Origin of the sequence: Streptomyces sp. NPDC002838 (assembly GCF_040295365.1) — a bacterium.
Lineage (GTDB): Bacteria > Actinomycetota > Actinomycetes > Streptomycetales > Streptomycetaceae > Streptomyces.
In genome coordinates this window covers 105,295-126,635 of the sequence record NZ_JBEOVF010000020.1, presented here as the reverse complement: position 1 = coordinate 126,635, position 21,341 = coordinate 105,295, and the positions used below count along the sequence as shown (strand labels likewise).

At 70.6% G+C, this 21,341-nt stretch carries 22 protein-coding genes, 1 pseudogene and 1 riboswitch; of the genes and pseudogenes, 16 read left to right on the top strand and 7 right to left on the bottom strand.

Annotated elements, in window-relative coordinates; translation table 11 throughout:
• The first annotated feature begins 122 nt into the window (after window positions 1-122).
• Complete coding sequence (locus ABT063_RS25225) at window positions 123-1,322, top strand: ROK family transcriptional regulator (protein WP_351060446.1); 1,200 nt, start codon at window positions 123-125, stop codon at window positions 1,320-1,322.
• Here ABT063_RS25225 and ABT063_RS25220 read toward each other — a convergent pair.
• From ABT063_RS25220 to ABT063_RS25210, 3 genes are all read right to left on the bottom strand, one after another.
• Window positions 1,289-1,738 (bottom strand): hypothetical protein, encoded by a 450-nt coding sequence (locus tag ABT063_RS25220; RefSeq protein WP_351060443.1) that lies wholly within the window; start codon window positions 1,736-1,738, stop codon window positions 1,289-1,291. The two genes, ABT063_RS25225 and ABT063_RS25220, sit on opposite strands and share 34 nt — an antisense overlap.
• On the bottom strand, window positions 1,735-2,475 hold the full coding sequence (locus ABT063_RS25215) for an SDR family oxidoreductase (protein WP_351060440.1): 741 nt from the start codon (window positions 2,473-2,475) through the stop codon (window positions 1,735-1,737). Before ABT063_RS25215 ends, ABT063_RS25220 begins: the two co-directional genes overlap by 4 nt.
• 91 nt (window positions 2,476-2,566) lie before the next feature.
• Window positions 2,567-3,133: a sigma factor-like helix-turn-helix DNA-binding protein gene (locus tag ABT063_RS25210; protein ID WP_351060437.1), complete on the bottom strand. Its 567-nt coding sequence runs from the start codon at window positions 3,131-3,133 to the stop codon at window positions 2,567-2,569.
• A gap of 178 nt (window positions 3,134-3,311) precedes the next feature.
• Here ABT063_RS25210 and ABT063_RS25205 point away from each other — a divergent pair, with 178 nt between their 5' ends.
• Together ABT063_RS25205 and ABT063_RS25200 are read left to right on the top strand one after the other, a co-directional pair.
• On the top strand, window positions 3,312-3,485 hold the full coding sequence (locus tag ABT063_RS25205; protein ID WP_351060434.1) for a hypothetical protein: 174 nt from the start codon (window positions 3,312-3,314) through the stop codon (window positions 3,483-3,485).
• Between the two features lie 166 nt (window positions 3,486-3,651).
• Window positions 3,652-4,149, top strand: coding sequence for a hypothetical protein (locus ABT063_RS25200; protein WP_351060431.1), 498 nt, complete (start codon window positions 3,652-3,654; stop codon window positions 4,147-4,149).
• A 71-nt stretch (window positions 4,150-4,220) separates the two neighbouring features.
• Here the strand turns inward: ABT063_RS25200 and ABT063_RS25195 are convergent, their stop codons facing one another.
• A complete protein-coding gene (locus ABT063_RS25195; RefSeq protein WP_351060428.1) occupies window positions 4,221-5,213 on the bottom strand; it encodes an ArsR/SmtB family transcription factor in 993 nt (330 codons plus the stop codon).
• Window positions 5,214-5,473: 260 nt separating this feature from the next.
• Here ABT063_RS25195 and ABT063_RS25190 point away from each other — a divergent pair.
• The 10 genes and pseudogenes from ABT063_RS25190 to ABT063_RS25145 form a co-directional block, all read left to right on the top strand.
• A pseudogene (locus ABT063_RS25190) lies at window positions 5,474-6,379 on the top strand (transposase); the annotation flags it as partial.
• 173 nt (window positions 6,380-6,552) lie between these two features.
• A riboswitch (FMN riboswitch) is annotated at window positions 6,553-6,683 on the top strand.
• Window positions 6,684-6,827: 144 nt separating this feature from the next.
• The gene (locus ABT063_RS25185; protein WP_351060425.1) at window positions 6,828-7,430 is read left to right on the top strand and encodes a riboflavin synthase; all 603 of its coding nucleotides are present in this window, start codon (window positions 6,828-6,830) and stop codon (window positions 7,428-7,430) included.
• Window positions 7,427-8,068 carry a nicotinamide mononucleotide transporter family protein gene (locus ABT063_RS25180; RefSeq protein ID WP_351060422.1) on the top strand — a complete coding sequence of 214 codons (642 nt, stop codon included), beginning with the start codon at window positions 7,427-7,429 and terminating at the stop codon, window positions 8,066-8,068. The genes ABT063_RS25185 and ABT063_RS25180 overlap by 4 nt, the downstream gene beginning before the upstream one ends.
• On the top strand, window positions 8,065-9,354 hold the full coding sequence (locus ABT063_RS25175; RefSeq protein ID WP_351060420.1) for a bifunctional 3,4-dihydroxy-2-butanone-4-phosphate synthase/GTP cyclohydrolase II: 1,290 nt from the start codon (window positions 8,065-8,067) through the stop codon (window positions 9,352-9,354). Before ABT063_RS25180 ends, ABT063_RS25175 begins: the two co-directional genes overlap by 4 nt.
• A gap of 19 nt (window positions 9,355-9,373) precedes the next feature.
• Window positions 9,374-9,859: a 6,7-dimethyl-8-ribityllumazine synthase gene (ribH, locus tag ABT063_RS25170; RefSeq protein WP_124443830.1), complete on the top strand. Its 486-nt coding sequence runs from the start codon at window positions 9,374-9,376 to the stop codon at window positions 9,857-9,859.
• Between the two features lie 34 nt (window positions 9,860-9,893).
• Window positions 9,894-10,166, top strand: a complete 273-nt coding sequence (locus ABT063_RS25165; RefSeq protein ID WP_031486114.1) for a phosphoribosyl-ATP diphosphatase — start codon at window positions 9,894-9,896, stop codon at window positions 10,164-10,166.
• A gap of 59 nt (window positions 10,167-10,225) precedes the next feature.
• Complete coding sequence (hisG, locus tag ABT063_RS25160) at window positions 10,226-11,074, top strand: ATP phosphoribosyltransferase (protein WP_351060415.1); 849 nt, start codon at window positions 10,226-10,228, stop codon at window positions 11,072-11,074.
• A gap of 14 nt (window positions 11,075-11,088) precedes the next feature.
• A complete protein-coding gene (locus ABT063_RS25155; RefSeq protein WP_351060412.1) occupies window positions 11,089-11,544 on the top strand; it encodes a PH domain-containing protein in 456 nt (151 codons plus the stop codon).
• A gap of 267 nt (window positions 11,545-11,811) precedes the next feature.
• Window positions 11,812-13,167 carry a hemolysin family protein gene (locus ABT063_RS25150; protein ID WP_351060409.1) on the top strand — a complete coding sequence of 452 codons (1,356 nt, stop codon included), beginning with the start codon at window positions 11,812-11,814 and terminating at the stop codon, window positions 13,165-13,167.
• Complete coding sequence (locus ABT063_RS25145) at window positions 13,164-14,249, top strand: hemolysin family protein (RefSeq protein ID WP_351060406.1); 1,086 nt, start codon at window positions 13,164-13,166, stop codon at window positions 14,247-14,249. The genes ABT063_RS25150 and ABT063_RS25145 overlap by 4 nt, the downstream gene beginning before the upstream one ends.
• Window positions 14,250-14,352: 103 nt before the next feature.
• Here ABT063_RS25145 and ABT063_RS25140 read toward each other — a convergent pair whose 3' ends face one another.
• On the bottom strand, window positions 14,353-16,212 hold the full coding sequence (locus ABT063_RS25140; protein ID WP_351060403.1) for an AAA family ATPase: 1,860 nt from the start codon (window positions 16,210-16,212) through the stop codon (window positions 14,353-14,355).
• 461 nt (window positions 16,213-16,673) lie between these two features.
• Window positions 16,674-17,318, bottom strand: a complete 645-nt coding sequence (locus ABT063_RS25135) for a uridine kinase family protein (protein WP_351060401.1) — start codon at window positions 17,316-17,318, stop codon at window positions 16,674-16,676.
• Between the two features lie 142 nt (window positions 17,319-17,460).
• Here ABT063_RS25135 and ABT063_RS25130 point away from each other — a divergent pair, with 142 nt between their 5' ends.
• The 3 genes from ABT063_RS25130 (at window position 17,461) to ABT063_RS25120 (ending at window position 19,840) form a co-directional block, all read left to right on the top strand.
• Window positions 17,461-18,834 (top strand): C39 family peptidase, encoded by a 1,374-nt coding sequence (locus ABT063_RS25130; RefSeq protein WP_351060399.1) that lies wholly within the window; start codon window positions 17,461-17,463, stop codon window positions 18,832-18,834.
• Between the two features lie 141 nt (window positions 18,835-18,975).
• Window positions 18,976-19,116: an SCO1431 family membrane protein gene (locus ABT063_RS25125; RefSeq protein ID WP_351060396.1), complete on the top strand. Its 141-nt coding sequence runs from the start codon at window positions 18,976-18,978 to the stop codon at window positions 19,114-19,116.
• A gap of 64 nt (window positions 19,117-19,180) precedes the next feature.
• Complete coding sequence (locus ABT063_RS25120; protein ID WP_351060393.1) at window positions 19,181-19,840, top strand: TetR/AcrR family transcriptional regulator; 660 nt, start codon at window positions 19,181-19,183, stop codon at window positions 19,838-19,840.
• Window positions 19,841-19,893: 53 nt separating this feature from the next.
• Here ABT063_RS25120 and ABT063_RS25115 read toward each other — a convergent pair whose 3' ends face one another.
• Window positions 19,894-21,132 (bottom strand): glycoside hydrolase family 18 protein, encoded by a 1,239-nt coding sequence (locus ABT063_RS25115; RefSeq protein ID WP_351060390.1) that lies wholly within the window; start codon window positions 21,130-21,132, stop codon window positions 19,894-19,896.
• Between the last annotated feature and the right edge of the window lie 209 nt (window positions 21,133-21,341).

The following is a 21,341-nucleotide window of genomic DNA, read 5'->3' as shown; positions in this document are numbered from 1 at the left end:
CCCTCCCCGTTCGCGGACCCGCTCGCATCGCCGCCGTAAACTATCAGGGTCCCTTCCTGATAGGTAAGGGATGAACCGGCCGCACGACGTCCCGGCGGCCGCCCATCTGGGAGGATCCCGGCATGCCCGCATCCCCGAGCACCGCCCGGGCCATCAACGACCGGCTCGCCCTGCGTCTGCTCCAGCAGGAGGGCCCGTTGACGGCAGGGCAGTTGAAGCAGCTGACCGGTCTGTCCCGGCCGACCGTCGCCGACCTCGTCGAGCGCCTCGCTGCCGCCGGGCTGATCACGGTGGTCGGGGAGTCGGGGGAACAGCGCCGCGGGCCGAACGCGAAGCTGTACGGCATCGTCGCCGACCGCGCCCATCTGGCGGCGCTGGACGTGCGCACCGAGGGTGTCTCCGTCGTCGTCTCCGACCTGCTCGGGCAGGTGCTCGCCGAGGCGTCCGTGCCGATCGGCGACGACGCCGGGACGGGGCCCGCGGTGGAGCAGGCGGTCACTCTGGTCGAGCGCGTGGCGAAGGAGGCGGGGGCCGACCGGCTGCACACCGTCGGCATCGGCGCGCCCGGCCTGATCGACCCGGCGAGCGGCGAACTCCGCGACTCCTCCGGCCTGCCCGAGTGGCACCGGCGCCTGGTGGCCGCCTTGCAGGAACGCTTCCCGGACGCCCGCGTCAGCGTCGAGAACGAGACCAACCTCGCCGCCCTCGCCGAACAGCGCGACGGCGCCACCCGGGACCGGGACACGTTCGTGCTGCTGTGGTTCGGCATCGGCATCGGCGCCGCGGTGGTCCTCGACGGAACGCTGCGCCGGGGCGCCTCGGGCGGCGCGGGAGAGATCGGCTTCCTGCCGGTGCCGGGAACCACGGGGCTGCCGTCCGCCACCGACTGCGACGGGGGTTTCCACTCCCTCGCCGGCGCGGGTGCGATCGCCGGCCTCGCGGCGGAGTACGGCATGACGGCACCGGCCACCGCGCACGAACCCGACTCCCACGCGTCGGCGCTCGTCCGCGCGGCGGTGGGCCGGGCCGGTACCGACACGTCCGCCGACCGCTTCCTCGACGCCCTCGCCGACCGCGTCGCCCTGGGCGCCGCCGCCGTCATCTCCGTACTGGACCCCGGCTGCGTGGTGCTGGCCGGCGAGATCGGCCGCGCGGGCGGCGACACCCTGGCCACCCGCGTCCAGAGCCGCCTCACCCGCCTGTCACCCCTGCCCACAGAGGTACGGCCCAGCACACTGGGCGGGGGAGCGGTGCTGCGCGGGGCGCTGCTCACGGCCCGCGACCGGGCTCAGGACGACTTGTTCGCGCCTCCGGGGCGATAGTCCACGGGCGTCGGTCCGCGGAACGCCGACGCATCGGCCGCCAGCCACAGCAACGCGGCAGGCAGCACCACCCCCGCCCCCAGCAGCGCCATCAGACCCGCGCCGCTCGCGGCCGACAACGGCTCCAAGTGCTGGGCGTGGAACACCAGATGAGGCACCGAAGCCGCCAGGTACGCCACCAGCGCGGTGAGCACCAGTCGCCGCTCCATCGTCGTGACCGCCGCACACAGGACCACGGCGAGCGCGAGATTCGTACCACCGAGGTCCCGCAGCAGATGCTCGTTGTACGGCGGGAGCGACGACACCCAGCGCCACTTCCAGAAGATGTCCGGCAGCAGCAGGATCCACAGGCCGAGCAGCACCTGGACTCCGGCGAGCAGCTTCAACCCGGCGCGGAGCCAGTCGTGCCGCTTCACCCGCGCCGCCCCGCCAGATACTCCTCGAACGTGCCCTTGCCGACGGCGTGCTCCGGCGTGAGGTGGCCGCCGGCCCGGAAGGCCCGGTACGCCTGCCCCAGCAGCGGCACGTTCACCACCGCCCGCTTCCGTCCGGTCGCCTTCAGCCAGGCGCGAGCCAGGGATTCCAGCGACCGCACCTCCGGCCCGCCCATGTCCTCGACCCGCCCCGCGGGCGGGCCCGAGGCCAGCTCGGCCAGCCGCGCCGCGACCTCCGCCACCTCGACGGGCTGGTCCGGCACCCCGGCCGGGAGCAGCAGCACCGGAGATTTGGCCTGCACCTCGAACAGCATCACCGGCAGATCGTGGAACTGCGTCGTGCGCAGCACGGTCCAGCCGAGCCCCGACTCCTCGATCAGCTTCTCCACCGCGAGCTTGGACTGGTAATAACCGAACGGCACCCGGTCGATGCCGACGATCGAGATGTAGACCACGTGGCCCACACCCGCACGGCGTGCCGCCGCGATCAGGTGCGCGGCCGCCTGCTCGTCCCCGCCGCGCGGTGAGCTCGCGCAGTGCACGATCGTGTCCACGCCGGCCACGGCCGCGTCCAGAGCCTCACCGCCCTCGCGCAGATCGACGGCGTACGGCTGCGCATGCCGGCTGAGCACCCGCACCTCGTGTCCGTCCGCGCGCAGCCGCTCGGTGACGAGCCGGCCGAGCGTTCCGGTACCGCCGGTCACCAGGATCGTGGTCATGCTGTTCAGCCCCTTCCAACGCCGGACGCTCCCGGGTGGAGCGCCCCTCGTCAGCCAGGACCGAGTAGCCCGTACGAAATGTGACAGGCCTCTACGAGCGCGCGAGCTGACGGCGTACGAACCCCAGTTTGTCCGGGTTCACCACGACCCGCACATGCGTGATCAGACCGTTCCACAGATCGAACGCGACGACCCCGGCGAGTGTGTCGCCCGCCCACGCCGCCGGCCCGGTCGCGCCGTTGACCTCGACCGCCGTGCAGTCCGGGCCCGCCGCGAACCGCTCGACGCCGCCCACCACGAGCCGGACGACCCTCTCGCACCCCTCGACCGGCCGCCGGGCCGCCCTGACCTTGCCGCCACCGTCGCTCGACCAGGTCACATCGGCCGCGAGCAGCTCCTCCAGCCCGGCCGGATCGCCGTCCCGGGCCGCCGCGACGAAGAAGGCGACGAGCTCCTCCCGTCGCTCGGACGCCGCCTCGAATCGCGCCTGCGGCTCACCCACCCGCCGGACCGCACGCCGGTCCAGCTGACGGCAGTTGGGCTCGGAGAGGTCCAGGACGCCGGCGATCTCCCGGTGCCCGTACCCGAACGCCTCCCACAGCACGTACACCGCCCGCTCGGCAGGCGTCAGCCGCTCCAGCAGGATCAGCAGCGCCATGGACACCGCCTCGCGCTGCTCGGCCGACTCTGGGGGTACCTACCATGCCCTTGACTTGTTCCTTAACATCGGCGGTCACGCGGAGCGACGAGTGTCTCGGGGCGTTTGACGGTCTTGCCCGCGTCGTAGCGAGTGGCGGAGTGCCGGTTCTTCGAGTTCATCGACCTGCCAGCGCCGGGTGTCCCGTTGGGCATCGCCGACCCGACCGCCCACGCTGTCCGGGCAGTGCTCGGGGGAGATCACCCGCGACTACATCGGCGCCTTCTTCGACCTCCGCCTGCGCGTCTTCCTGCGGCCACCCCTCGACGGACCGACACCGGCCAATCCCGAGATGGTCTTCCAGCACCCCTGACAACGGGCCGGAACCTGAACACACCGTCCTCGACGACCTCGTATCCGCCGCCTTGATTGCGTATCCGTCGAATGTTTCGTCCGCCCGGTGCCAACCGCCCCACCATGGGGCGCGGGCGGATGGCCGTTCGCTTCGCGGAGCGGAACCAGGACACGGAGGACAGTACATGCACTCACCCCGGACACATCTGATACCCAGAAAGCTGGCGGGACTCGTCGCGGGGGCGGGTCTGGTGCTCATCATGCTGCTGGGCGTAGCACCGGCGCAGGCGGCCGACTCGGCTGCCCAGGCGGTCGGTTCCCCCGCGCAGCAGGTGGGCGCACAAGTGAATGCGGGTGTGCCGGCGAACTCGCCGGGGATCTCACCGGCCGCCGAACGCATTCGGTACGTCGACAGCGACACCTACGACTGCCCGTACGGACGGCTGTGCGCCCGCGTGTGGGATCCGAACGTCGGCAGGTACAAGGTGTTCGACCTATGGGCCTGCCACACCTACTCGCTGTCCTACTGGGGCGGCATCGGTGGCTTCTACAACAACCAGACCACCGGCACGGTGGCGCGGTTCTACAACCAGAGCGGCGGAGTCGTCCACAGCTCGACCGCGTACAGCGTGGCCCCCGCGCCGTGGAACTGGGACCCGATCTGGAAGATCAAGAACTGCTGACCCACACACCGCACCACACAGCGCCCGCCGCACGGCCGTACGCCGGCCCGAGGCGGGCGCTCCCGCGCCCCTCACACCCCCCAGTCCCCGTTCAGCAGTGCCTCCCCCAGCCCTGTGCGCCGGTGCAGCATCCGGTGCCCGTCCCGGAACGAGCCGACCAGGCCCGCCTCCCGCAGCACGGTGGCGTGGCGGCTGGCGTTGGCCGGTGAGAGGTGGAGGGCGGCGGCGATGCCGCTGGTGGACATCGGGCGGCCGAGCAGCTCCAGCACGCGGGCCCGGGTGGGGCCCAGCAGCCGGTGCAGGCCGGGTGCGCCGCCGGGCTCGGCCACCGTGAGGCAGCCCGGCGCGAGCGGAAGCGGATACACCAGTACGGGAGGGAGTTCGCGGGCGGTGAGGGCGACGGGCTGCCGGACGCAGAAGAAGGACGGGATCAGGGTCAGCGGGCGGCCGTTCAGCTCCAGGCCCCGGTCGAAGGGGTAGCTGCATTCGAGCCGGCCGTCCCGCCAGGACAGCAGGTCCGGCTGGTAGCTGCCCAGCAGCCCTTCCGCCCCCGCCGCCAGCGCCGAGTCGGCGCGTCTGGCCAGGTCCGCGCCGACGGCCCGGTCGATGACCGTCCTGTACGGCGCCACAGCCACCGCGTGATAGGCGCGCACCGCCCTCCCCAGCCGGTGCAGTGCCTCGCTCCCGCCCTCCGCGAGCCGTCGGGCGCCCGACGGCATCGGCCGGTCCGGGTAGAGCCGGGCGAGTTCGTACCGTAAGCGTCTGCGGGGGGTGGAGAGCACCGCGTCCAGTCCGGTGTCCGGGTCGGGGTTGCCGAGGCCGGGGGTGAGGAAGTCCGGGAAGTAGGAGGCGCACGGGTTCACCTCGATCAGCGCCCGGGTCGTCCGGATCAGCCCCGCTCGCGCGAGATCCTCGCGCACCTGCCTGCGCCAGGGGTCGAAGACCAGGGCCGCCTGCCGGTTCTGGAGCAGGTGGAGGCTGAGGACCACCTCCCACATGAAGTCGCTGCCCGCCGCCACCCGCAGCCGGCTGAGGTCGTCCGTGCCGAAGCCGATACGCAGCATGTCCCCACGCTCCCCGTGATACGTCCGCCCCCAGGACATACCGTTGGGGCAGACGGGCAGGCGAGGGCGGACGGTTCCGGGGGCGGCAAGAGTTGTCCGAATAGCTTCGGCATCAAGTCTCCTACGCCTAAGCCTATTTCTTGTCGTCGGGCCCGGTCGCGTGGTCACTCTTTGGAGTGACCACCGGGTATGCGGGCGGCCTTCCCCGTGATCCTGAACTCTGCGACGAGATGCAGGGGTTCACAAGAAAGGCCGTGGGGATGAGTGCGCTGGCGCAGGCCGGCGAACGGGACGCGTTCGCGGAACTGTCACGCTTTCGGACGGCCTTCTACCGATGTCTGTCCGCGCGGGCGGACGCGTTCTTCGAACTCACCGACGCGCTGCTGTGCGCGGACGGGCCGACCAGGACGCCGGTGGAGTTGTCACTGACCGCTGAGCACCAACGTGGTTACGGTTCGCTGTACGGTGCGCTGAACCACGGCCGCCTGGACGTGGAGGGGCTGCGGGACCTTCTGGCGTCGGTGCCGCTGCCGCGTTTCGGCGGGCGGATCGTGCTCTCCGTAGATGTCTCCCGCTGGCTGCGCTCGGACGCCGCGTGTTCGCCCGAGCGTTTGTTCTGCCACGTCCACGGGCGTTCCAAAGCGGCTGCGCAGATCATCCCGGGCTGGCCGTACTCCTTCGTCGCCGCGCTGACGCCGGACCGCACTTCGTGGACCACGGTGCTGGACGCGGTCCGCCTCGGGCCCACCGACGACGCCGCAGCCGTCACGGCCACCCAGCTCCGGCAGGTGACCGAGCGGCTGATCGCGGTCGGGCAGTGGCGGCCTGGCGACCGGGACATGCTGATCGTGATGGACGCGGGCTACGACGTGATGCGCCTGGCCTGGCTGCTGCGGGACCTGCCCGTCGAGCTGGTCGGCCGCCTGCGCTCGGACCGGTCCCTGCGGCTTCCGGCCCCGCCTCGCGCCTACCAGCCCAAGGGCGGCCGGCCACCCAAGCACGGCAAGGAGTTCAGCCTCGCCAGGCCGCAGACCTGGACGGAACCGTCGGTGGCGACGGTGAACGACACACCCCGCTACGGCAAGGCCGAAGCCCAAGCGTGGGACCGGCTCCATCCGGAACTCCAGCAGCGTTCCGCCTGGAGGTCCGGCGGCGGGCAAGGGCCGTCGTCACCGTCGCCGGACCCGTGCGCAGACCCTAAGAGGACTAGACCACCAAGGTCAATAGGTACGTACCATTCGCGAGGTGGTGACATCCCCGGCACGCTCTGTGAGCCACTCCACACGATTCACCCGTATGGCCGTCGATCAGGCGTGGCACACTGGTTCCGTACCAGAAGCAGCGCACTCCGGGGTCGGTGAAAGTCCGAACCGGCGGTTACAGTCCGCGACCCGGTCGCCTCCAGCGGCCGGTTGACCAGGTGAAATTCCTGGACCGACGGTTAAAGTCCGGATGGGAGGCAGTGCGCGGCGGGCGGGCCTTCGTGCGCGCCGCCGTACCGGCTCGTCCATGGGCGGGCTCCGTCCGGCGTCGCCCCCGGTGCCCCTGCTCGTACATTCTGTCGTCATCGACAGCCCCGGAGTCCGTGCCCGAAGAGGCAGGAGGACCCGGGAAGTGTTCACCGGAATCGTCGAAGAGCTGGGCGAGATCACGGCCGTCGAGAACCTCGGCGACGCCTCCCGCTTTCGGCTGCGGGGCCCCGTCGTCACCGAAGGCGCGAAGCACGGCGACTCGATCGCCGTCAACGGCGTCTGTCTCACGGTCGTCGACCACGAGGGCGACGAGTTCACCGCCGACGTGATGGCCGAGACCCTGAACCGCTCCAGCCTGGGCGCCCTCGCCGTCGGCTCCCGCGTCAACCTCGAACGCCCCACCGCCGTGGGCACGCGCCTCGGCGGGCACATCGTGCAGGGCCACGTCGACGGAACCGGCGAGGTACTCGAGCGCAAGCCGTCCGACAACTGGGAGATCGTGAAGATCTCGCTCCCCGCGGACCTCACGCGCTACGTCGTCGAGAAGGGCTCCATCACCGTCGACGGCATCAGCCTCACCGTCGTCGACGCGGGCCCCGACCACTTCACCGTCAGCCTCATCCCCACCACCCTCGCCCTGACCACGCTCGGCCTCAAGCAGCCCGGCGACCCGGTCAACCTCGAGGTCGACGTCATCGCCAAGTACGTCGAGCGGCTGATGACCAGTCAGGGGGCCGGCCAGTGAACTGGCTGAACTCCGAGGCGTTCGTGCTGTTCGACCAGCACATCCTGTGGTCGGACATGGTCGGCAACATCTTCGGTCTGGCCGCCCTCGCCCTCGGCTGGCGCCGGTCCATCTGGAGCTGGCCCGTGCAGTTCCTGTCGGGCCTCATCCTCTTCGGCGCCTTCTTCGGCCACCTGACCGGCAGCGCCGGCAAGCAGGCCGTCGTCATGGTCGTCGCCGTGTACGGCTGGTGGCAGTGGAGCCGCCGCAAGGGACAGTCCGAGGACGGCCAGATCACCCCGCGGTTCGCCACCTGGCGGGAGCGCGCGGCGATGGCCGGCGCCGCCGCCGTCGGCACGGTCGCCGTGGCCCTGCTCTTCAAGGCCTACCCGACTCTGTCCTGGGACCCCTGGCCGGACGCCTACATCTTCGTCGGCACCGTCGTCGCCATGTACGCCCAGGCGCGCCGCATGGTCGAGTTCTGGTTCGCCTGGCTGCTCGTCGACCTCGTCGGCGTGCCCCTCAACTTCGCCAACGGCTACGCCTTCTCCGGCTTCGTCTACGTCATCTACGGCGCACTCGTCCTGTGGGGCATGCGCGACTGGTGGCTGCGTTCCCGCAAGGCCCCGCAGCCCGTCATGGAAGGAGCGCCGGCATGACAGCGGCACCGATCCTGTACAGCACCGACGGTTTCGAGGACTTCGCGCTCGATCCCGTGGAGCAGGCCATCGCCGACATCGCGGCCGGCCGCCCCGTCGTGGTCGTCGACGACGAGGACCGGGAGAACGAGGGCGACCTCGTCATCGCCGCCGAGAAGGCGACCCCGGAGATCGTCGCCTTCATGATGAGCGAGTGCCGCGGCCTGATCTGCGCCCCCATGGAGGGCGACGAACTGGACCGGCTGCGGCTCCCGCAGATGGTCGACGACAACACCGAGTCGATGAAGACCGCGTTCACAGTCTCCGTGGACGCCTCCGCCGCTCACGGTGTGACCACCGGGATCTCCGCCTCCGACCGCGCCACCACGCTTCAACTGCTCGCGAGCGGTACGGCCGAGCCGACGGAGCTGGTCCGCCCCGGCCACATCTTCCCCCTCCGCGCCAAGCCCGGCGGCGTGCTCGTCCGCAACGGCCACACCGAGGCCGCCGTCGACCTCGCCCGGCTCGCGGGGCTCCGCCCGGCCGGCGCCATCGTCGAGATCGCCGGCGAGGACGGCCGGATGCTGCGCCTGCCCGAGCTCATCCCCTTCGCCCGCAAGCACGGCCTGACGATCATCTCCATCGAGGACCTGATCGCCTACCGCCGCAGCTCCGAGCCCACGGTGCGCCGCGAGGCGAAGACCCATTTGCCCACCGTCCACGGCACCTTCACCGCGTACGGCTACCGCTCCACCGTCGACGGCGTCGAGCACGTCGCCCTGGTGCACGGCGAGATCGGCGACGGCGAGGACGTCGTCGTCCGCGTCCACTCCGAGTGCCTCACCGGCGACGTCTTCCACTCCCTGCGCTGCGACTGCGGCCCCCAACTGGACGCCTCCCTGGAGCGCATCCAGGCCGAGGGCCGGGGAGTGGTGGTCTACCTGCGCGGACACGAGGGACGCGGCATCGGCCTGCTGTCCAAGCTGCGGGCCTACGAGCTCCAGGAGCAGGGCCACGACACCCTCGACGCCAACCTGGAGCTCGGCCTGCCCGCCGACGCCCGGGACTACGGCGCCGGCGCGCAGATCCTTCAGGACCTCGGCGTACGCAGCGTGCGTCTGATGACCAACAACCCCGACAAGACCGACGCGCTCGTCCGCCACGGACTCAAGGTCACCGGCCGTGAGCCGATGCCCGTACAGGCGGGCGAGCACAACCTCCGCTACCTGCGCACCAAGCGGGACCGGATGGGACACGACCTGCCCTGGCTGGACACGACCCCCGTGTCCACCTGCGGCAACCAGTAGGAAACCAACGAGGAGAGACGTGAGCGGCAAGGGTGCACCGGAACTGTCCGTACGCAATGTCGGAGACCTGCGGGTCGCCGTCATCGCGGCGCAGTGGCACGAGAAGGTGATGGACGGTCTGGTGAACGGCGCCCTGCGCGCATTGCACGACCTGGGGATCGACGAGCCGACCCTGCTCCGGGTCCCCGGCAGCTGGGAGCTCCCGGTGGTCGCCAAGGTCCTCGCGGGGCGCGGCTACGACGCGATCGTCGCCCTCGGTGTCGTCATCCGCGGCGGCACCCCCCACTTCGAGTACGTGTGCCAGGGCGTCACCCAGGGCCTGACCCAGGTCTCGGTCGACACCGGCGTCCCGGTCGGCTTCGGCGTGCTGACCTGTGACACCGAGGAGCAGGCCCTGGACCGGGCCGGCATCGAGGGCTCGAACGAGGACAAGGGACACGAGGCGGTGACGGCGGCCGTGGCCACGGCCGCCACCCTCCGCTCAGTATCTGAACCATGGCGCTAGGTGGCCCGGCACACCGCGTAAAGTGGGCGCCACCATGTCCAAGAAGACGTTCGAGGAGCTCTTCACCGAGCTCCAGCACAAGGCCGCAAACGGCGACCCCGCCACCTCCCGCACCGCGGAACTGGTCGGCAAGGGCGTCCATGCCATCGGCAAGAAGGTCGTCGAAGAGGCCGCCGAGGTCTGGATGGCCGCCGAGTACGAGGGCAAGGAGGCGGCCGCCGAGGAGATCTCGCAGCTGCTGTACCACGTCCAGGTGATGATGGTCGCCCGTGGGATCTCCCTGGACGACGTGTACGCCCACTTGTAAGCCGCACCCGTCAAGCCGCACCCGCTCCCGTAAGAAACCACGCAAAGGAAGCCGACCTCATGCTGCGCATCGCCGTCCCCAACAAGGGTTCACTGTCCGGCCCTGCGGCGGAGATGCTGCATGAGGCCGGCTACCAGCAGCGCCGCGAGTCCAAGGAACTGCGCATCGTCGACCCGGAGAACGACGTCGAGTTCTTCTACCTCCGCCCCCGCGACATCGCGATCTACGTCTCCTCCGGGCAGCTGGACATCGGCATCACCGGCCGCGACCTGCTCATCGACTCCGGCGCCGACGCCGAGGAGATCCTTCCGCTCGGCTTCGCCCGCTCCACCTTCCGCTACGCCACCAAGCCCGGCACGGCGAACGGCGTCGAGGACCTGAACGGCATGACGGTCGCCACCTCCTACGAGGGCATCGTCGCGGGGCACCTTGCCGACAACGGCATCGACGCCTCCGTCGTCCACCTCGACGGCGCCGTCGAGACCGCCATCGAGCTCGGCGTCGCCGAGGTCATCGCGGACGTCGTCGAGACCGGCACCTCCCTGCGCAACGCGGGCCTGGAGGTCATCGGCGAGCCGATCATGAAATCCGAGGCCGTCGTGATCCGCCGCACCGGCGAGAACGGCGAAGAGCCCAAGGTGCAGCAGTTCCTGCGCCGTCTCCAGGGCGTCCTGGTCGCCCGGACGTACGTGATGATGGACTACGACTGCCGCGTCGAGCAGCTGGAGAAGGCCGTCGCCCTCACGCCGGGCCTGGAGTCCCCGACCGTCTCCCCGCTGCACAACGAGGGCTGGGTCGCGGTCCGCGCCATGGTCCCGGCCAAGGAGGCCCAGCGGATCATGGACGACCTGTACGACATCGGCGCCCGGGCCATCCTGACCACGGCCATCCACGCCTGCCGTCTCTGAGGGACGCGAGAGAGATGTCCGAACTGCCCGCTCTCCCTGTCACATTCCGGCCAGGGCGCACCCGTGCCGTCCTGCTCACCGCCGGTGTCGCGATCTTCGTGGTCATCACGACGGTCGCGATGCTGCTGGAACAGCTCAGCCCCGGTGAGCGCCTCAGTTTCGTCTTCACCGGAGCGCTCCTGTTCGGTGTGCTGCTCGTGCTGTCCCGGCCGAAGGTCGTCGCCGACGAGTCCGGCGTCACCGTCGTCAACATCGCCAGCAGGCGGCACCTGGACTGGGCCGAAATCATCCAGGTGAACCTCCGTCCGGGCGACCCGTGGGTGTTCCTCAACCTCAGCGACGGCACCAGCCTGCCCGCGCTGGGCATCCAGCCAGGCATCGCCAAACAGCGTGCCATCGCCGACGCGCGCACGCTGCGGGCGCTCGCCGAGGCGCGCTCCACGGCCCGCCCCGAGGCGGATCACGGCTGACCCCGAGCAAGATCAGGGTCGGCTCGGAGCGGAGTCAGGGCTCTCCACTCTGCCGCACGGGCCCATGTCTTGATTAATCTGTTGGCGGAGGCGTTTTTCGCTGCGCCTCCGCCCCTGCGCGCCGCCCGGCGCACAGGGGTTCCTGCTACGCGAGGAGTGACCCTCTCCGGCGATGGACGGATCGTCCTGTAGTACCTGCGCCGCCCCCTGCCGACATACCGCGGACTGTGATCTTGGAGTCCGCGTGTACGCGGAGGCGGCGGCATCATGACCATCCCCCTGCTGCTCCTCGGAGCGGCTTTCCTGCTGATCCTGGCCAATGGCTTCTTCGTCGCGGCCGAGTTCGGCCTTGTCACGGTCGAGGCGACGGACGCCGAGAAGGCCGCCGCCGAGGGAGACCGACGGGCCCGCACGGTCGTCGAGTCCCTCAAGGAGCTGTCCTTCCAGCTCTCCGGCACCCAGCTCGGCATCACCATCACCTCTCTCGTCGTCGGCATGCTCGCCGAACCGGCGCTCGCGGAACTGCTGCACGGCCCCATCACCGCGGCCGGCATCCCCGAGGGAGCCGTCTCCGGTGTCTCCGTCGTCATCGGCATGCTGCTGGCCTCGGCCGTGCAGATGGTGATCGGTGAACTCGTGCCCAAGAACTGGGCGGTGTCCAGGCCGATGCAGGTCGCGCGCTTCGTCGCCGGCCCGCAGCACGCGTTCGCACGCCTGTTCCGCCCGGTGATCGCCGGTCTCAACGCGGTCGCCAACCGTCTCGTCCGTGCGCTGGGCATCGAGCCCGCCGAGGAGCTGGCCTCCGCCCGCACCCCCGGCGAGCTCGTCTCCCTGGCCCGGCACTCCGCACAGGCCGGCGCCCTGGAGCAGGACACCGCGGACCTCTTCGTCCGCACCCTGTCGCTCGCCGAGCTGACGGCGCAGCACGTCATGACCCCGCGGGTGAAGGTCAGCGCGCTGCAGTCGTCGGCGACCGCCGAGGACGTGGTCAACCTGACCCGCGCCACCGGACTGTCCCGTTTCCCCGTCTACCGCGAGAAGATCGACGAAATCGTCGGCATGGTGCACCTCAAGGACGCGCTGGCCGTGCCCGTGCAGGACCGGCTGCGCACGCCCGTGGGGCGTATCGCGCGCCCGGCGCTGCTCGTGCCCGAGACCCTCCCGGTGCAGCCCCTGCTCGCCCGCCTGCGCAGCGAGCAGCCCATCGCCGTCGTGGTCGACGAGTACGGCGGCACGGCCGGCGTCGTCACCCTCGAGGACATCATCGAGGAGCTCGTCGGCGAGGTCCGCGACGAGCACGACGGTCACGACCTGCCCGAACTCGCCACGGCTCCGCCCGAGGACGGCAGGCCCGCCTGGGAGGCCGACGGCAGCTGCCGGGTCGACATCCTCCAGCGCATAGGCCTCGACGTGCCCGAGGGGCCGTACGAGACCGTCGCCGGTCTGGTCGCCGACCTGCTCGGCCGGATCCCGGCCGTCGGCGACAAGGCCGAACTGCCCGGCTGGCGGCTGTCCGTCCGCCAGGTCGGCCACTACCGCGCCGAGCGGGTACGGCTGGTGCGGACGGCCCCCGTGCCCGCCATGGCGGAGGCCGCCGTGTCCGTCGTGGAGGCCGGCCGATGAGCGTCCTCCAACTCCTGTTCGCCGCGCTGCTCGTGCTCGCCAACGGCTTCTTCGTCGGCGCCGAGTTCGCGCTCGTGTCGGTACGCCGCAGCCAGATCGAACCGCTCGGCACCGCCCGGGCCCGGCAGGTCCTGTACGGCCTGGAACGGCTGCCGCAGATGATGGCGGCCGCCCAGTTCGGCATCACCGTCTGCTCGCTGACTCTGGGCGCGGTCGCCGAGCCGACGGTGGCGCGTCTGCTGGAGCCGGTCTTCGAGTGGATCCACCTGCCGCATGGCATGATCCACCCGCTCGGCTACGTCATCGCGCTCGCGGCGGTCGTCTTCTTCCACCTCGTCGTCGGCGAGATGCTCCCGAAGAACCTCGCGATGGCGGCCCCGGAGAAGGTCGCGCTGTGGCTCAGCCCGGGCCTGGTCGCCTTCGCCCGCCTCTGCAAGCCGATCACCGTCTCCCTCGGCGCCTGCGCCCGGGGCATCCTGCGGCTCTTCCGGGTCGAGCCCAAGGACGAGGTCGAGGCGGTCTTCACCAGCGAGCAGCTCAACCGGCTCGTGGAGGACTCCGGCCAGGCCGGTCTGCTCGACCCCGAGGAGCGGGAACGCCTGGGGGACGCGCTGGAGCTGGGGTCACGCCCGGTGACGGACGTGCTCCTCAAGCGCGAGTCACTGGTCACGGTCAGCCCCTCGGTCGCCCCGGGCCAGATCGTCGAGCTCACCGCCCGCACGGGGTACTCCCGTTTCCCGGTGGCGGCGGAGAACGGCGCCTTCATGGGCTACCTGCACGTGAAGGACGTACTGGATCTGGAGGACTCGCAGCGGGCGGTACCGCAGCAGATCTGGCGGCCGATGACGACGCTCAGACCGGAACTGCCGCTGGACGACGCCCTGACGGTGATGCGCCGGGCCGCCACGCACCTGGCCCAGGTGGCCGACGCGTCCGGCAAGGTGCTGGGCCTGGTCGCGCTGGAGGACGTACTGGAGCTGCTGGTCGGCGAGGTACGGGACCCGGCACACCGGGAGCTGCCGGCGGTGAGGGTGACGGAGCCGCGGGCGAGCGGAGCACCGGAGGAAGCAATGGCCACGTAGCTGCGGGCAGTCGTGCCGCTGGGGTGGCGCCCGTCCCAAAGACGGCGGCACCCCGCCGGCGCGGCAAGCGCCCCCACCCTCCGTCAGCTCCGTGCACCGGCACCTACATGGCCGACGGATCCTGCGGCCCTCTCCCGGACAGCACCTCCCCGTACGCCTGCATCAGATCCGGCAACCGCAAAGTCGACAAGTCATCCCGAGTCAGTACCCCCGGATAGGTCGACAACCGCAGATCCCGATACGCACAGCTCTTCTCGTACAGCGTCCGCAGGAACCGCCCGTTCCCCAGCTCGTCGATCCACCCCTGATCGACCACGTGCCCCGCGATCGACCGCAGCTCGTCCAGCGCCTCCTCGTCCCACACGTCCCCGTTCTCCGCGGCCAGCACCTCACCGATCGAGGTGAGTTCGAGCGGACGATAGGACGGAAAGTCGACGCGGGTCGTGAAACGGGACGACAGCCCGGGGTTCGCGGCAAGCAGCCGGTCCATGCCCTCCGGATAGCCGGCCAGGATCACCACCAGGTGGTCACGATTGTCCTCCGCCCGCTTCAACAGCACCTGCAGCGCCTCGTCGCCGTACGCGTCGCCCTTGCCGTAACCGGAGTTGGACAGCGAGTACGCCTCGTCGACGAACAGCACACCGCCCAACGCGGAGTCGATCAGCTCGTTGGCCTTCACGGCGGTCTGGCCGAGGTACTCACCGACCAGGTCGGCCCGCTGGGCCTCCACGAGGTGGTCGCCGCCGAGCAGCCCGAGGGCGTAGAAGACGCGGCCCAGGATGCGGGCCACCGTGGTCTTGCCGGTGCCGGAGGGGCCGGAGAAGACGAAGTGCCGCTTGGGCGGCTGGACCGGCAGGCCCTGCCCGGCGCGCAGCCGGGCCATGTTCAACTGCGCGGACAACGCCTTGACCTGGCGTTTCACCGGCTCCAGACCCACCATGCGCTCGAGCTCGGCGAGCGCCTCCTCGAGGAGCGCGGGATCGGTGGGACCGGCGGGCAGCGACTGCGTGGGGACGATCTTCTCGCGCACCGCGGGGTCGGTCACCGACGGCGGGGAACCGGAGGGCGGCTCGGGCTCCGAGAGCTTCAGGTCGCGTCCCTCGGTGCCGAAGAGCGGGTCGAGTCCGTCGGGGCCGTCCACGGCGTCCTGCCCGGCGCCGGCGAGTGTGATCGCGGCCAGGTCGGCCGAGTCGTCGTACCCGTCGCCCTCGGCGATCGCGGCGAGCCGGGCCGAGGTGTCCATGAAGGCGGGGTCGACCCGGTGCACGGCGCGGTACAACGGCAACGCCGCGGCACTGCGCCCCGTCCCCTCGTGGGCCCGCGCCAGCCAGTACCGCAGCTCCTTGCGCTGCGGCTGCTCGCTGCGGCAGCGCATCAGGGCCGCCGACAGCAGGGGCTCGGCCTGCCCGTACATCTCCAGCCGGACCCTGGCCATACCGCCGAACAGGCCCGCCTCGATGCCCAGCATGGGATCGTCGAGCAGCGGGTCGGTGTGCCGGACCAGCTGTTCCCAGTCCTTGACGAGATAGGCGCGGCAGGCGTGCAGGAAACGGACCTGCGGGTCGGCGTCCACGGGGGGCAGGCCGGCGAGGGCCCGGTCGAGTTCCGGGACGTGCCGGCCGTCCAGCCAGTGCGAGGCGTGGGCGAGGAGCAGGTCGCGCGGGCTTTCCAGCACCGGCTGCACCCACCAGCCCAGCCAGTACCAGGAGTTGAGGGTGCGGCGATGTCGAGTGCGCTGTTCGCCGAAGCGGTCCCGGTGCCGGAACATCCTGAGCAGCGCGGTCGTCGTGTCGACGCGCAGCGCGTGCAGTCCGAGCCAGCCGTCCGCCATCCCGGGATCGATCCGCACCGCGGTGCGGAACTCCTCCTCCGCCTGCGGATAGGCGCCCATGGTGTAGGCGTCCACGCCTCGCAGCCAGGCGAGGTCGGCCGGGGCCTCGGGGCCCTGCGTGCCGAAGTCCATCACGTCCCCCACAAACCGTGCCCCCGTTTGGTTCGCCGCCGGGCCGGTGCCCGTCGGCCGCCTTGGTCCAACCGCTGTGCCGCGGACCGGAGTTGCAACGGTGCGCAGAGCAGCCGTCCGTAGGTCGCACCGAGGGCATCGTACCTGCGCAGGTGTCGCCCACCGAAGGGTGGCGCACAGGACGTTTGGCGAGGTGGGAGCATTCGGGCGGAGTCCGCATGGTGACCGAGGGTGAGCGAATCGTGTCACGCGGCGCTCGAAATGAGGGGCGAAAACAGGGAAGAGGGCAGAACGAAGCCCCCGATCACGGGGGAACAACCGGGGGCTTCGCGTCTACGGGCGGCTCGAATGACCGCACATTGAGAACGTAAGTCCTGTACGGCCCGTCGGTCAAGCCGAGTTGAAGCACTCCGGGAAGTTGCCCCGCAAGGCTCTTCACAAGTTCAGCACACTGCGGATGGTCAGTCACCGTGTGTGATGACCTGGTCCGGTCCAATGATCCCGGCAGGCCCGGGAAGCACCTCGTATCCCTTCTCGCACTGACGTACCAAGAGGTCGGCGAAGGGACGGGAAGGGTCTTCGGCGAAGTGCCGTCGTTCCGCCCTGACCCATCCGGCCCAGAACTCCCGCTGTTCCTCTCCGTCCCGGAAGCGCCCGCGCGACCAGGACTCCTCCTCGGCCAGCTCCATCCACAGCAGGTGTGCCAGATGCGGGCGCAGCGCGCGACGGCCCGCGCCGACTCCCTCCAGAAGGATCACCGCGGCGGGCGGCAGCGCACGCGGCGGTCCGAAGCGACGGGCGCGCCAGTCGTACGGCGTGTAGTGCGCGGTCTCGCCCCGGCGGAGCGGCTCGATCACCTGGTCCAGCAGCCGTCCGGTCCAGTCGAAGAGCTCGTCGTGACTGGCGATGTCGTCGAGGCGGAGCACCGGCGCGCCGCCCAGCGCCCGGGCCAACTGTCCGGCGAACGTGGACTTGCCGGATCCGGCGTGCCCGTCGACGCCGACGAGGCGGACCGGGCCGCAGGACGGGGGCAGGCGGCGGATCCGGGAGGCGAGCTCGTGAATGACCGTTCCTGGGGGAGGGGTGGGCGTATGTACGTGAAGCATTTTAGGTAGAGGGGCGAGACCAATATTGCTGGACGCGCCACAGGCCGAAGTGCTGGCAGGAGCATGGCGCCTGCTCCATAGTTGGCGCACAACCGTGCAATTGGACCCACCCCGACTCGGACACCTGGGGGTCACTGAGCCCATGAGCAGAGCCGAACAGCCGTCCCGCAGGACCGTCCTGACCGCCGCGGTCGTCGCCGTGGTGGCGGGGGGCGGGGGCCCGGCGGTCGCCGAAGGCGCGGGCAGCGCCGCGACAGACGCCGCGGACCCCGCGCAGGCCCCGGCCCGCCCGGTCGACAACCGCTTCTGGACCACGTACACCGACTGGCGCGGCGGCACCGCGAAGGGCACCCGGGCCGTCTCGGGCTCCCGCCCGGGCGTCGTGATCGGCACCTCCGCGGGCACCACCGACTACACCGACCCGCACACCGGCAGGACCGCCGCCTGGGAGTACGCGACCTGGACGTCCCCCGTCCACCAGCTCGCCGTCCCCGCCACGGAGACGATCGCCTCCTGGAACGCGCACACCCCGGCCGGCACCTGGCTCAAGGTCGAGCTCAAGGGCACCTACTCCGACGGCTCGGCCACCCCCTGGTACGTGATGGGCCGCTGGGCGGCCGGCGACCAGGACATCAAGCGGACCTCGGTCGACGACCAGCGCGACGGCAAGAGCAGCGTCTGGACGGACACCTTCGCCGTCGACGATCCGGCCACGGGCCTGCGCCTGACCTCGTACCGCCTCCGGCTCACCCTCTACCGCAAGCCCGGCACGAAGACCACGCCGACCGTCTGGCGGCTCGGCGCGATGGGTTCCGACATCCCCGACCGCTTCACCGTCCCGGCCTCCGCCCCCGGCCTCGCCCAGGAGCTGATCGTCCCGCGCTACTCGCAGGAGATCCACCTCGGCCAGTACCCCGAGTACGACAACGGCGGCGAGGCCTGGTGCAGCCCCACCTCCTCGCAGATGATCATCGAGTACTGGGGCGGCCGGCTCACCCGCGAGCAGCTGGCGTGGGTCGACCCGTCGTACGCCGACCCGCAGGTGTGCCACGCGGCCCGGTTCACCTACGACCACCAGTACGCGGGCTGCGGCAACTGGCCGTTCAACGCGGCCTACGCGGCCACCTTCAAGGGTCTCCAGGGCGTGGTCACCCGGCTCGGTTCCCTCACCGACCTCGAGACGCTGATCGCGGCCGACATCCCGGCCATTACGTCCCAGTCCTTCCTCAAGGGGGAGCTCACGGGGGCGGGGTACGGCACCGCCGGGCACCTGATGACCGTCATCGGCTTCACCGCGGCCGGCGACGTGATCGCCAACGACCCGGCGTCGCCGAGCAATGAGGCGGTGCGGCGCGTCTACAAGAGGCGCGAGTGGGAGAACATCTGGCTCAGGACCAAGCGGTACAACGCCAGCGGCAAGGTGGTCTCCGGCACCGGCGGCGTCTGCTACCTGTACTTCCCGGACCGGCCGACCACGCGCCAGCGCGAGGCGCTCGCGGCGGTGGGCGTCCGCTGAGCCGTACCGCGACGGCCCCCGGCGATCCCGCGGGGGGCCGTCGTCTGTGACCAACGTCTCCACCGCTCAAGCCACCGACGATGGCAAGGTGGACAGCACCGCGGGGGGAGTCCACCGCACGTCCGACACCAGCGAGACGCCATGACCGCACAAGCAGCCACCGCCGCCCGCGCCCGTACCGGCGGTCCCTGGGAAGACGGCCCGAAGCTCCTCGAGCACGCCATGGGCTGGACCCTCGTCGTAGTGATCGCGATGCTCGTCACGCGGCTCGGTCTGCTGTGACCTGCCCCATACCCGACCTGCCATACTGCGGGTGTCCCGCCGCCCGTTGAGACCAGGGTCGAAATTGAATATTAGTCAACAGCGCGACGCCGCCCGCCCGCGGGCTCGCGGCACCGAGCGCTCGGTCGCACGCCGTGCCGAACTCATCGCCATCGGGCGGAAGTTGTTCGCCGACACGTCGTACGACGCACTCTCCATGGACGACATCGCCCGGCAGGCGCATGTCGCCAAAGGGCTGATCTACTACTACTTCCAGTCCAAGCGCGGCTACTACCTGGCCATCATCCAGGACTCCGTCGCCGACCTGGTCACCTACGCGGCGAGCGGCCTCGAACTGGAACCGGTGGACCGCGTCCACCGCACCATCGACAGCTATCTGCGCTACGCCGAGCACAACCAGGCCGCCTACCGCACGATCGTCAGCGGCGGGGTCGGCTTCGACACCGAGGTGCACGCCATCCGGGACGGGGTGCGCGAGGCGATCGTCGCGACCATAGCCGAGGGGGCATACGGGCGCGGCGACATCGCCCCGCTGGCCCGCATGGGCCTGCTCGCCTGGGTGTGCAGCGTCGAGGGAGCCGCCCTCGACTGGATCGACCACCCCGAGCTGTCCCGGGACGCCATGCGCGAACTGCTGGTGAGGATGCTCGGCGGCGCCATGCGCGCCATCGAGGACATGGATCCCGCCTACCCGGCCCCGAAGCCGGCCCGCCGGGGCCCCTGACGAGTCGGGGCGGAGGCTCGTGGTCCTCCGCCCCAAGTTCCCTGCGGGACCGCCTAGTCAATGGCCTTGATCAGCTCACCGCCGGCGGTGTCCCCGCTCAGCTCCCAGAAGAAGGTGCCGCCCAGACCCTGCTGGTTCTTGTACGTCATCTTCGTCGCGATGGTCGCGGGAGTGTCGTAACTCCACCAGTTATTACCGCACTTGGCGTACGCGGTGCCGGCGACCGTCCCCGTCGCCGGGCACTTCGTCTTCAGCACCTTGTAGTCCTCGATGCCCTGCTCGTACGTCCCCGCCGCCGGGCCCGTCGCGGTGCCGCCCGGCGCCGACTGCGTGACGCCGGTCCAGCCGCGGCCGTAGAAGCCGATGCCGAGCAGCAGCTTCGAGGCCGGGATGCCGAGGCCCTTGAGCTTCGCGATGGTCGCCGAGGTGTGGTAGCCCGCCCTCGGGATGCCGGAGTAGGAGTTGAGCGGCGAGTGCGGAGCCGTCGGCCCCGTAGCGTCCCAGGCACCGAAGAAGTCGTACGTCATCGGGTTGTACCAGTTGACGTACTGCGCCGCGCCCGCGTAGTCCGCCGCGTCGATCTTGCCGCCGGGCGTGGCGTCGGCGGTGATCGCCGCGGTGACGAGCGCACCGCCCCCGAACTTCGCTCGCAGCGCCACCATCAGGTTCTTGAAGGCGGCCCTGCCGCTGGTGTCACAGGTGGCGCCGCAGGCGTTCGGGTACTCCCAGTCGATGTCGATGCCGTCGAAGACGTCGGCCCACTTGGAGTTCTCCACCAGGTCGTAGCAGGACCGCGCGAACGCGGCCGGGTTCCTCGCGGCCTCGCCGAAGCCGCTCGACCAGGTCCAGCCGCCGAAGGACCACAGGACCTTGAGGTTCGGGTGCTTCTTCTTCAGCTCGCGCAGCTGGTTGAACGTGCCGCGCAGCGGCTGGTCCCAGGCGTCGGCGACGCCGTCGACGGACTCGGCCGCGGTGTACGTCCGGTCGGTCGCCGCGTAGGCGTCGCCCATCGCGCACTTGCCGCCGGTGACGTTGCCGAAGGCGTAGTTGATGTGGGTGAGTCTCGCCGCCGAGCCCGAGGTCTCGATGTTCTTGACGTAGTACTTGCGGTCGTAGGTGCCCCATTCGGTGAAGTAGCCGATCACCTTGGACCCGGCGGCCTTCTGGGCCGCCGGAGTCGCGGTGGCGGTGGCGGCGCCCGCGCCGGCGAGCAGCCCGGCGCCGAGGACGGCGCAGCACGCGGCGGAGACGAGCGCCCGGAGCCGGGAGCGGGGACGGTGGGCAGTGAGCATCGGGTGTCTCCTCGTGGGGGAGAGGGAAACTTGCGCTGATTGGCATGGACGCGATGAAGCGTTGCGCCGAAACAGTAGGAGGACTAGACCAGTCCGTCAATGGTTCGGACCAAGTTCGGGGCGCGGGGAATCCTCCGCAGGTAGGTTTCTTGAAGTAAGCGGTCGTTAACCGGTGACTGCATGCCTCCGATCGGGCATACTCACAGCGC